At 72.2% G+C, this 11,703-nt stretch carries 7 protein-coding genes; 3 read left to right on the top strand and 4 right to left on the bottom strand.

All coding sequences use genetic code 11. The annotated features are described in order from the left end of the window. Positions 1 to 108 precede the first annotated feature (108 nt). The 4 genes from Aiant_RS26345 to Aiant_RS26325 all read right to left on the bottom strand — a co-directional run bounded on the left by Aiant_RS26345 (position 109) and on the right by Aiant_RS26325 (position 8,212). A complete protein-coding gene (locus Aiant_RS26345) occupies positions 109 to 4,518 on the bottom strand; it encodes an AAA domain-containing protein (protein ID WP_229829899.1) in 4,410 nt (1,469 codons plus the stop codon). A gap of 238 nt (positions 4,519 to 4,756) precedes the next feature. Beyond that, complete coding sequence (locus Aiant_RS26335) at positions 4,757 to 5,542, bottom strand: SDR family NAD(P)-dependent oxidoreductase (RefSeq protein ID WP_189329505.1); 786 nt, start codon at positions 5,540 to 5,542, stop codon at positions 4,757 to 4,759. A 549-nt stretch (positions 5,543 to 6,091) separates the two neighbouring features. Continuing rightward, positions 6,092 to 6,760 carry a hypothetical protein gene (locus Aiant_RS26330; RefSeq protein ID WP_189329504.1) on the bottom strand — a complete coding sequence of 223 codons (669 nt, stop codon included), beginning with the start codon at positions 6,758 to 6,760 and terminating at the stop codon, positions 6,092 to 6,094. A gap of 1,095 nt (positions 6,761 to 7,855) precedes the next feature. Beyond that, positions 7,856 to 8,212 (bottom strand): hypothetical protein, encoded by a 357-nt coding sequence (locus tag Aiant_RS26325; RefSeq protein WP_189329503.1) that lies wholly within the window; start codon positions 8,210 to 8,212, stop codon positions 7,856 to 7,858. Positions 8,213 to 8,290: 78 nt separating this feature from the next. On the opposite strand from Aiant_RS26325, the gene Aiant_RS26320 reads away from it, so the two are divergent. The 3 genes from Aiant_RS26320 to Aiant_RS26310 are packed head-to-tail and all read left to right on the top strand — an operon-like array spanning position 8,291 to position 11,485. Further along, positions 8,291 to 9,586, top strand: a complete 1,296-nt coding sequence (locus tag Aiant_RS26320) for an AAA family ATPase (RefSeq protein ID WP_189329502.1) — start codon at positions 8,291 to 8,293, stop codon at positions 9,584 to 9,586. Between the two features lie 36 nt (positions 9,587 to 9,622). After that, the gene (locus tag Aiant_RS26315; protein ID WP_189329501.1) at positions 9,623 to 10,633 is read left to right on the top strand and encodes a beta family protein; all 1,011 of its coding nucleotides are present in this window, start codon (positions 9,623 to 9,625) and stop codon (positions 10,631 to 10,633) included. A gap of 21 nt (positions 10,634 to 10,654) precedes the next feature. Continuing rightward, positions 10,655 to 11,485 carry a bifunctional DNA primase/polymerase gene (locus Aiant_RS26310; protein ID WP_189329500.1) on the top strand — a complete coding sequence of 277 codons (831 nt, stop codon included), beginning with the start codon at positions 10,655 to 10,657 and terminating at the stop codon, positions 11,483 to 11,485. Positions 11,486 to 11,703 lie beyond the last annotated feature (218 nt).

The following is an 11,703-nucleotide window of genomic DNA, read 5'->3' as shown; positions in this document are numbered from 1 at the left end:
TCGACTCCATGACGGACAGTCACTGCACGTATCCGTATTAAAACCTTCTGCGATTTCTTACCCGGCGGCGACCGTCCACATGCACACCACGTTCCGAGAGCCTAGCGTTCAGTCACCGATCGGGCTGATCTCCAGCTCGGAGATCCGCTGCCAGACCGGTCGCATGGCCGCCTCCGGCTCGCGGGCGAAGACACTGCCCCGGATCCGTACGAACACGCAGTTGCCGACCCGCTCCAGCACCGCCTGCCGGCGCATGTCGCTCTCCCACTGGTCCGGCCCGTGGTAGGCGTCGCCGTCGCACTCGATCGCCAGCCGCCGGCCGTCCGGGGCGTTCAGCACGAAGTCGATCCGGTAGCCGCCGATCCGGAACTGCGGGATCGGCCGGTAGCCGCGGATCGCCAGCAGGCGCAGCACGGCACGTTCGAAATCGCTTTCGCACCGGGCCGCGAGATCGGTCGCGGCGGCCTCGGTGGGGACATTGATCGCGTACGCCAGGAGCAGCGCCCGCGCGTCGTCGGCGAGCAGCGCACCCGGCCGCACCGAATGGTAGATCCACAACTGATCGCGGGCCCGGGACGCCGCCACGTTGATCCGCCGGTGGTAGTCGCGCTTGGTGAAGGCCGCTATCCGCTGATCGTTCTCGGACACCACCATGGACACCAGCACCACGTCCCGCTCGTCGCCCTGGAACGTGTACGCGTCACCGACCCGCAGCCGCCGCGCCTGGATCTCGTCCTCGCCGATCGCCTCACGGATCTTCGTGAGCAGGTAGTTCGCCTGTCCGCTGCGACTGAGCAGGCTGATCACGCCGAGCGTCCGCCCGTCGTACCGGGGATCCGCCACGATCTTGGTGACCCGGTCGACCAGCGCGTCCGCCTCCCGCAGGTTGACCTCGCCGAAGGCGGCCAGGGTCTGCCGCACGCCGTCGGCGCAGTACACGTTCCGGATCGGCTCCAGCGCCGGCCGGTCCGCCCGCAGCGGCATGATCTTGCCGTCGTAGTAGTGCCGCGAGGAGAACTCGATGATCTGGGGCACGCAGCGGAAGTGCTCGGTGAGCAGGATCCGCTCCGGCGAGCGGCGCACCGCGTGGTCGTAGAGCGAGGACTCCGGGTCGAAGTGCTCGGCCGACGGGACATCGGTCAGGTGCCGCTGGATCAGCCCCTGCACCGGCCCGACGAAGCTCAGCTGCGGCCCGATCTGCTGATCGTCGCCGACCACCACGGCCCGCTCGGCCAGCGACAGCACCGGCAGCGCGAACAGGTCCGCCTGCGACGCCTCGTCGACGATCACCACGTCGAACGTCGCGCCACCGGCGAACTGCTCGATCGCCCGGTCCACCGACATGACCCAGACCGGCACGGCGGCCACCGCGGACTCCATCGCCCGCTGGGCGTGCGCCTGCCAGAGCGCGGCGCTGCGCCCGGTGCCCTTGCCGATCTTGCGGAGCGCGGTGGTCCAGTCGGCCAGCGCGGCCCGCCGCCGGTCGTCCAGCGCCCGGGCCACCTCCAGCCAGGCGGAGGCGACCACCAGCTCACCGGTCAACCGGCGGATCCGGACCCGGGCCCGCTCCACCCGGCGGCTCAGCACCGCCGGGTCCACGTCGCCGACCACCTTGTCGAACCAGGTCTGCGCCCGCCGCCACTCCCACGCGTCCAGGCAGGCCTGCCCGGAGACGACCGGGTGCTCCCCGGTGGCGATCTTGGCGGCCCACTCCGGCGCGGCACCCGCCAGCCGGTCGTGCATCGCGTGGAACCGCAGCACGTCCGGCTGCAACAGGGCCACCCGGCGGACCTCGCCGACCGCCTCGTCCCACCCGTCCAGGCTCTGCCACGCCTCGGCCAGCTCCGGCCACCGGGCCAGCCGCTCGACGACCGCCCGCTCCTGCGCCAGCCCCTGATCCACCGCGAAGACCTCGGCGGCGCCGTCGATCATCTCGGCCACGGCCGCCAGTCGCGCGCCGTCCAATTCAAGATCAATTTGGGGTACGCGCGCGGTCACCCGCTCCACCAGCGGGGGCCAGCGGCGCAGATCGAACTCCAGCGACTGGGCGGCCTCGGCGAGCAGCGCGCCGGCCCACACCTCCGGATCGGTCCAGCCGCCGGTCGGCTCGTCGATGCGCAGCCGGTCCACCCAGTCCGCCCAGACGTCACCGAGCCGGCGGTGCGCCTGCGCCCGGCGAACCCGGGCGGCGACCAGATCCACGTCCTCGACGGTGCGCATCGGCTCGCCGTCCACCCGGATCTCCTCGGCGACCCGGAACAGCCCGGCCTGCAACAACCGGCTCAACCCCTTGCCGGCCGCGAACCGGAGCCGGATCTCGGCCAGTCGGGTGAGCAGCAGCTTCGGCTCGGCCAGCAGGGTCTCGCCGATCACCACCCGGTGCCCGGCCTGCTCCTTGGCGCTGACCGCCAGCTCGTCGAGCAGCGCGGCGACGGTGGCCACGTGATCCGCCCACAGGGTGCGCCAGTGCTGGTCGTCCATCAGCCGGCCGAGACGGTCGGTCCAGGTGCCCTCGCGGCGACGCAGCCAGGTCACCGCCTCCCTGAGGTCGGCCATCAGCTCGGTGTGGGCGGGACGCTGCTCACGGCGTACGCAAGCAAGGTCGACGCCCTGGTCAGCCAACCGGGACAGACGCTCCTGCGCCGCGGCGATCTCGGCCCGATGGGCCGCGATCGCGGCGGCGTCCGGCAGATCCATGATCTCCGGCAGCGGGCGCATCGCGGCCGCACGATCGTCCGGCGACAGCCGGGCGGCCAGTTTCAGCAGCGTGCCGAAGTCCTCGATGGTCAGCGGCGGCGGACCGGCGACCGGATCCGGAATGCCGCCGTGCGCGGCCGCCCGCTCCCGCAACCAGGCGCCGACCTCGGCGGGCAGCAGGCTCACCCCGCCGATCTGGTAGGTGGTCGCCTCGCTCTCGGCGATCAGCCGCTGCCCGGCCATCGCGCCGGCCAGCTCCCGCTCGGCCTCCTCCAGATTCCGGGTGAGCCGGTCCACCCGGCGCGCCTCGGCGTCCTGGTCCAGGGTGGCCGCCCGGTCGGAGAGCTCGCGGGCGGCCAGCTGGAGCTGGACCAGCTGGTCGGTGGTGCGGCCGAGGACCGCGAGGCAGAGCGCCTGCACCTCCTCCGGCAGGCCGTCGCGCAGCACCCGGAGCGGTTCCTCCTTCTGCGCGACGACCAGGACCCGCTTGCCGTTCGCCATCAGGTGACAGATCAGGTTGCGGATGGTGTGCGTCTTGCCGGTGCCGGGCGGGCCCTGCACGGCGACGTTGCGGTGCTGCGCCAGGCGGCGGGCGATCGACTCCTGCGCCTCGTTGGTCGGCAGCGGCATGAGCAGGCGCTCGCCGACGCGGTGCCAGGTCTCCGGGTGATCGTCGGGCATGGCCAGGCGGCTGGGCTCGTGGGCGAGGACGGCGGCCAGGGCGCCGACGCCCTCGGTGGCTCGGGAGGCGGTGAGGCGGTTGCGGAGGTTCTCCAGGAAGCCGCGTAGTTGGCGCTGGCGGGGGCGGGCGAAGAGGACCGCGGTGTCGCGGACGAACGTGGGCCGGGGTTTGTCGGTGCCGGCCTTGACCGACTTGTCGGCGCCGGGGTCGGTCGGTTTGTCGTTGCCGGGTTTGATCGACTTGCCGGCGCCAGGGTCCGATCTGTCGGCGCCTGGGTCGGTCGATTTGTCGGCGCCGGGGTTGATCGGTTTGTCGCCGGGCTTGATCACGAGGCGGTCGTGACCGAGGCGGGTCAGGGCGCGCTCGAAGAATTCGCGGCGCTCGAACTCGTTCCACAAATCGACCTCGACCACGCCGCCTGGGCCGGCCAGGCCCTGGAGCTGGGCCAGGTGGCGCTCGTCGAGGCCGTGCAGGGCGTCGGTCTGCAGCCGGGACGGCCCGGCCGGGGAGACGGTGATCAGGGCGCGGTCCGGGTCATACTCGATCAGGACCGGGGTGGCGACCAGGGGGTATCGGACCCGGGTGCCGTCGATCGAGGTCTCCAGGATGCCGTGGCCCCAGACCAGCTCGGTGGTGGCGGCGGCCATGTCCAGCTGATGCATCCGGTCGAAGAGCTTGCGGTGCAGGTCGCGGGTCTGCTCGGCGGCCGCGGTGAGCAGCGACCAGGGACGCCAGGTCTGCTCCCGCCAGACCGCGAAGTCGTCCGCTGCCGGATCCGGACCGTCGGCTGCCTCCTCGGCGCTGCTCCCGGTCTCGGCGGCGCTTTCCGTGCCGGACGGCCGCTTGGCGGCGGTGCTCTCGGTGGCCGGTTCGGTGGTGGCGGTGATCTCACCGCGCAGCCGGCGGCGGAGAGCGGCCGGGACGGACACCGGGGCCGGCAGCTCGGGGCGGCCGACCCGCAGCCAGGAAGCGCCGTCCGCGCCCGGTCCGAGCCGACAGTCCGGATGCGCCGGCAGCGCGTCGAGCCAGTGCGCGTCGGAGGGCACGGTGCGGGCCGGGCGGTCCAACTGCGCGCGCACCGCAAGCAGGTAGTCGGCGACCGCGACAGCCCGGTCCCGGATCGTCGTGGGCGACTCCATCCCGTGAAGTCTAGAGGCGACCTCGCCAACCGGTCAGTTCGGTTGGCCGCGCTTTTCCGCCCGTCACGCGTGCATCGGGCGCCAGCTTCCCCCCGAAGATCACCGCGTCCGGCCACAAACTCTCCGGATCGCAACGCCAGCCCCCGGGATGGCAGCCGCCCCCGGAATGCCCGCGCTCCCGGAACGCCGCACCCCCGGAACGCCGCACCGTGGATCGCGGCGCCCCGGGATCGCGGCGTCAGGCTTCTTCCGGATCGCGGCCGACCGCGGAACGGCCGCCGTCCAGCGGGATGATCGCGCCGTTGAGAAAGGCCGCCGCGTCCGAGAGCAGAAAGGCGACCACGTCCGCGACCTCGCCGGGCCGCCCCATCCGGCCGAGCGGTTGCAGGAGGCCGATCTCCCGGTGAAAGGCTTGACGGTCCGCCTCCGGCAGATTCCTGAGGTACGCGTCCGAGCGCTCCGTGGCGATCGATCCCAGGGCGACGGCGTTCACCCGCACCCCGAACGGCCCGTAGTCGACAGCCAATGCCCTGGTCAAACCCTCGATCGCAGCCTTGGCCGTGGCATAGGGCAGGGCGCCCCGCACCGCCCGCTGCGCCTGATGCGACGACACGTTGACGATCGCCGCCTGATCTCGGGCCTCATCAGCGAGGAAGACACTCAGGGCCGCGGCGCACCCGGTCAGGGTCAGGTCGAGGTTCCGGCGGATCAGCCGGCTCACCTCGGCGGCCGGGGTCTCGTGCAGCCACGCGGTCGGGAAGATCGCGGCATTGTTGACCCAGCCGCGCAGCGGGGCGGCGGAGTCCGCGGCCCGGGCGGCGTGCTCAGCGGTCGCCTGGTCGGTGGCGTCGCCGACGACCGGAATGATCCGCGAGCTGTCCGGATGCCGGTCGATCCAGCCGAGGGCTTCCGGATCGCTGTCCAGGACGACCACCGTGTCCCGGTCACCGAGCAGACGTTCGGTGATGGCGCGCCCGACGCCCCGGCCCCCGCCAGTGACCACGAACGAAGCGGTCTCGCCCATCAGCCATCGCCCCCTGTGCCGGTCGCTCGATGCCGCACCAACCGTAGACCGGACACCACCCAACCGCCGCAAAGCACCCAACGCGGAAGCGGAGCGCGCCCAAGGCAGGGGCAAGCCGAGGCCGGGCGATCGGGCCGCGCACGAGGACGGCCGAGCGAGCCGAGGACCAGGCCGGACAAGCAGGCCGCGCACGAGGACAGCCGAGCAAGCCGAGGACCAGGCCGGACAAGCAGGCCGCGCGAGCCCAGGCGAAGCAGGCCGCGCGCGAGGCGGGACCGCAAAGGAGGCGAGCCAAGGACGAGGCGGGCCGAAGACGAGGCGGGCCGAAGACGAGGCGGGCCGAAGACGAGGCGGGCCGAAGACGAGGCAGGGCGAGCGGACGGAACCGGTGGACGCCGCCCAGGGCGGGCGGGCGGCATCCACCGGGCGGCTCCGGCCCGCCGCTAGCGGAGGCTCGATGCGAACAACCGCTCGATGCGAACGACCGCTCGATCCGAACAGGCCGCTCGATGCGAACGACCGCTCAGTGAAGGGCCGCCGGGCGACCCCTCACGGGAACTGCATGCGCCGAGGCCGCGGGATGACCGGAGGCGGCAGCGGCAGGTCGTCGAGGTGGCTCCAGTTCAGGGTGCCGTTGTCGGTGGACTTCACCTCGCCCAGGCAGGCGCGGAGCAGGCCGAGGTTGGGTGCGCCCGCATAACCCGCGATGACCACCTCGGGTTTCGGCTCGATCCGGGCGATGGCCGCGCAGATCTTCGCGACCTCGCGCTCGTCGACCGCGTCCAGCGGCAGCGGCGCCTCGACCGGGGAGCGGCGCCACGGCGGCCCGAACCTCCCGAGCAGCTCCCTGGCGAGCCGGCCGAACGAGCGGCCCACCTCGGCGTCGGCCATCGACAGGCGGGCGGACTGGCCGTAGCACCACGGGACCACGACGTGTCCGTTGATGAGGACCAGTTGATAGACCGACTTGGGGACACTGATGATCTCGGCGCCCGGCAAGGTGCCGAGAAAGAGCACCAGCTCCTCATAAGGCAGCGGCCAACGCGGATTACCCAGCACGCGCTCCACGGTCTGGGTCATGGCCGGGCGTGCGTGCACCTCGCGGTCGATCGCTGTGCTCAGGGCCTCTGGCACCCGAGTCCACAGCTCGTCGGCGATCTTGTCGCCGAACTGGTCGACCAGCCAATCGCTCGGACCGACGAGAACGTCTGGACGCATTCCCCACCACCACCGTCCGTGATGTCGACGTCACTGCTGGCTAGAAGAGTTGCACTTCCGATGATCGACTGGAAGGGGCTGCAACGAGATCAATAAAATCAACATGAATGAAATCGTGCGCGTCGATCAAAGGTTAGCCACCACGACGGGGCATCGAGCCGAGAGGGGTCGAAACCTGCAACTTGCGCGGCGAACCGCACGCGCAAGTTGCAAGACGGTTTCCCTATTCCTCCGTACCCGATATTGAACCCCCGAGTTATTTCCGATCGGTGACAGAGAAGCAAACATCTTTTCACCGGACATGATCAAACACTCCGCGACCTGCGTCGTCGCGCCAGCGATGATCACCGGTCGGCCAACTCCGAAGTGGAGCGTCCGCCGAGAAACGCGTTCCAGGCGCTGCATCCAGCTTTCATCTAGATCAACACACCCCCGCCCCGGCGCCCGCAACCGGGCAAACCCCCGACCTCTGCGCAACTCGAGACAGCCAAGTGTCGGATACCCGTCAGAACACCCGTTCTTTGATCCACAACTCCCGGCAAGCGCTCTCTCCGCCCCCTCCGAGCGGCCTATTCGATCTTGACGAGCCACCCCCGGGCCACGACCCGCCGGAATCCTCCGATAATCGCATCCGGAAAGGGGACCGGGACCACCGCCGCGAGAGCGAGTCGCGCATTTCCGGGAAACGCCCGCGTGGCCGGGACGGCACCGTACCGAAGAATGCGGAATGCGACAGTGACGGAAGTGCGGTGAAGCCAAAACGGAAACGGAGCGTGACCGGAAGCCCGCGAATGCAGGGTGGAACGAGCACGCAGCGCGGACCTGAACCGGATAAGCGCCGACCGGCCGGATCGGCCGCCTGTCCACCGGGACGCACACAGCCTGCGCCGACGCCGCCCGCCGCCCGGATTGACGCAGCTCATCGATATCCCGGCAAACGGCGCGAAGATCGGCGACCGCACCGGCCGGGAGAGGGAAACACATCGCCGTTCCGGCACCCCGGGCTCGGCCGATCAGGCGGGGTGGCGCACCGAACGCCCACCCCGGACAACCGTTGCGTCCGGGCAAAGCCGACCCGGCCCCGAATGCCGTTCGTCAGGCGGGGTCGACGGTGTCCCCGGAATAGTCGAAACCGTCCGGCGGGAGCCGCCATTCGCGCAGCACAGCGAGCAGCTCCGACTCGTCGGCGGCCCGGGCCCGCCGCAGCCGGACCGCGCCCAGATCCTGGTCGTAGCCCTCCAGGCGGTCCGCCTCGTACTCCCAATGGTTGATCAGGAAGCTGCGCCCCGCGTCGCTGCGGATCACCACCTCGTCCGCCGGCCCGCCGCTCGGGACGATGTGCACGAACGACCAGCGGTACGGCTGCGAGGCCGGGACCAGCACCGCCAGCCGCCGGCCGAGCCGCAACGCCGCCAGCTTGGCAGCCGGCCAGGTCCATTCACGACGATCCATGACAAGGCCCCAGCGTACCCAGCGAGGGTTTCCGGCGGCGCCGCGGGTTTTGTCGGTGGCCCGCGCTACCGTGCCCGGGTGAGTTCGATCAGCCCGGCCGAGGAGGCCGCCACCGTCATCGCCGCGGTGCTCGGCGACCTGCGCTCCGGCCGGCACCGGGGCGTCGTCGTCGACTCGCCGCCCGGCGCCGGCAAGTCGACGCTGGTGGTCCGCGCGGCCGGCGAGCTGGCCGCGACCGGCGCGCCCCTGATGATCGTGGCGCAGACCAACGAGCAGGTCGACGACCTGATCGAGCGCCTGGGCACCCGCTCCCCCGAGGTCACCGTCGGCCGCCTCTCCGCGGTGGACTACGAGCGCTCCGACCGGGTCAAGGACCATCCGAACTGCCGGGTCGCCGCCAAGGTCCCCGACCTCGCCTCCCCCGCGATCACCATCGGCACGGCCGCCAAGTGGGCCACCGTGGCCGAGGGCAGCTGGCCGTGGGCCATCGTCGACGAGGCCTATCAGATGCGGTCGGACGCGCTGCTGCGGGTCGCGCCACGGTTCGAGCGGGCGCTGTTCGTGGGCGATCCCGGTCAGCTGGACCCGTTCTCCACCGTCGAGGTGGAGCGCTGGACCGGCCTGTCCTGGGATCCGATGCAGAGCGCCGTCGCCGTTCTGCTGCGGCACAACCCGGAGCTGCCGGTGCACCGGCTGCCGGTCTCCTGGCGGTTGCCGGCGTCGGCCGCGCCGGTCGTCGCCGAGGCGTTCTACCCGTTCACCGGCTTCCGCTCGGGCACCGGCCCGGGCGACCGCACGCTGCGCTTCGAGCGGCCCGCCGAGTCCCCGCTCGACCGGGTGCTGGACACCGCGGCGGCGACCGGCTGGGGCCTGCACGAGCTGCCGGCCCGGTTCACCGTGCGGACCGACGCCGAGGCCGCCGCCGCCTGCGCCCAGCTCGCCGCCCGGGCGCTGGCTCGCGGCGGGGTGACCGATTCCGAGGCCGGTGCCGGCCCGCTGACCACCACCCGCATCGCGATCGGCGCCGCGCACCGCGACCAGGCCGCCGCCATCCGCGCCCAGCTCCCGCCCGAGGCCGCCGGCATCACCGTCGACACCGCCAACCGATTGCAGGGCCGGGAGTACGACCTGACCGTCGTCCTGCACCCGCTCTCCGGCCGTCGCGACGCGACCGCGTTCCACCTGGAGTCCGGACGGCTCTGCGTGCTCACCTCGCGGCACCGGCACGCGTGCGTGGTGGTGGCCCGCTCCGGCATCCCCGAGCTGCTCGACGCACACCCCTCCACCGAGCCCGTGCACCTGAACGTTCCGGTCAAGTTCCCGGACGGCTGGGAGGCGAACCAATCGATGCTGGCGCATTTATACCGAACGTAACCCACCGGCAACCGTCGATCCGGTTACCGTGGAACTATGACGCCCAACGGGGCTTATCGACCGATTCTTCGACCACGCCGCGGCGAGCTCACGGCGCTGGCGCACCTGTCCGCCGACGAGGCCGGCCGGGTGCTGCCGATCGTCGAGATGGACCCGGCGCTCAGCATTCTTCCGCTGGTCCGCGAGCTGCCGCCGCGCACCGAGATGCTGGCGCTGGACTTCGGCAAGGTGCCGGAGCCGCCGTTCACCGCCGACCAGCCGTTGCCGGTGGCGGAACGGCTGGCCCGGCTCGGCGTCACCATGGTCCCGGTGCTCCGGCCGTACGAAAGCGGTCGCCGCCTGGTGTCGCACGGCCTGGCCGCGCGGATGCACCGCAACCGGGCGATCTTGCGGCTTCAGCCGCACGTCGACGCCGGGAACCCGGTCGCGGCCGACGCGGTCACCGACCGGGTGCTGGCCGCCACCGCGCTCGACCCGGCCGACGTCGACCTGCTCATCGACCTGGCCGAGACCGCCTGCCAGGCGCACGCCGACGCGGTCGAGGAGCGGGCCCGCCGGGTGCTGCGCTGGGCCCGGACCCTGCCGTGGCGGTCGGTCAGCGTGGCCTCCGGCGCGATGCCGCCCAACCTGGACGACCTGCCGACCGACCGTCCCGTGGCGGTGGGCCGGCTGGACGCCCGGGTGTGGGAGCGGCTCGGCGAGGCGGGGATCGGGTACGCGGACTACGGCGTCACCTCGCCGATCCGGCGCCTCGGCGTGCAGTATCACCGGCAGCTGCCCACGCTGCGGTACACCACCGAGCGGGAGTGGTGGATCTATCGCTGGGCGCGGCGCGGCGGGCGCAGCGACGACCGGTGCCACGACCTGTGCCGGACCCTGGTCACCTCGCCGCAGTGGCCGTCGGCGGGCTCGAAGTTCTCCTGGGGTGACGCCGAGATCGCGCGGCGGGCCCGGACCGCGCGGGGCGCCGGGAGCTCGGCCAGCTGGATCGCGTGGAGCACGTCGCACCACATCTCGCACGTGCTCCGGACACTGCCGGCGCACTGAAACTGTCGTACGCTTGTTCTAATGTCGCTCACGGCTGCCCTGGCGTATGCCCGGCACGGCATCCCCGTCCTGCCGGTGCACACGCCTGACCAGGGTGGTGTCTGTTCCTGCCACCGAGGAGCGCGATGCGACAGTCCCGGCAAACACCCCCGGCTCCGGCACGGCGTGAGCGAGGCCACCACCGACCCCCACCTGATCGAGCTCTGGTGGGCGCACTGGCCGCGGGCCAACGTGGGCCTGCGCACCGGCGTGATGATGGACGTCGCCGACGTCGACTCGGCGGCGGGCTGGCACGGGCTGCGCCACCTGCTCGGCGACGCGTTCCCGCCGGGCCCGCAGGTGCGCACCGGCGGAGGCGGCCGCCACCTGTGGTTCCGCCCCACCGGCTATGGCAACCGGGTGCACCTCCTCCCCGGCCTGGACTGGCGCGGCGCGGGGGGATATGTGCTGGCTCCGCCCTCCCGGCACGCCGGCGGCGGTGGGTACACCTGGATCTGCCGCCCGGGCGCCGGCCTGCCGGCCTGCCCGGCGGCGCTGCGCGACCTGATCGCCGGGCCGCCGCCGGCGCCGCTGCGCCCGGTCGCGCACCCGGACCGCTATGCCGAGGCGGCCCTGGAGTCGGCGATCGACCGGGTCGCGGGCGCCGCCGTGGGCTGCCGCAACGACACGCTGAACCGGGAGGCGTTCGCGCTGGGCCGCTTCGTCGGGGCGGGCCTGCTCGACGCCGGCACGGTCCGCCGGGAGCTGACGGCCGCCGCCCGGGCCGCCGGGCTGGGCCCGCGCGAGATCCGCGGCACGATCCGGTCCGGCCTCGACGCGGGCTGCCGTCAGCCGTTCGACCACGCGGCGTAAGGCGCGTTTCATAACCCCGCCGAGTGCGAGGCCAGGTTCAGAGCTGCCGGGCGCCGCCGCAGCCGTCCGGCGATCACGCGCGGCGCGACACCGAAACCAGGTGTGGGCTGGGTCACCATACAATCACGGGACGGGAACCGTGGACTGGTCTGGGCAGATGGCACGGATGAGGGGCCCGGCATGACCGATGGGACTGCCGGAAACGGATGATCGGGTCC

Origin of the sequence: Actinoplanes ianthinogenes, assembly GCF_018324205.1 — a bacterium.
GTDB classification, from domain to species: domain Bacteria; phylum Actinomycetota; class Actinomycetes; order Mycobacteriales; family Micromonosporaceae; genus Actinoplanes; species Actinoplanes ianthinogenes.
This window is presented reverse-complemented; position numbering and strand designations above follow the sequence as displayed.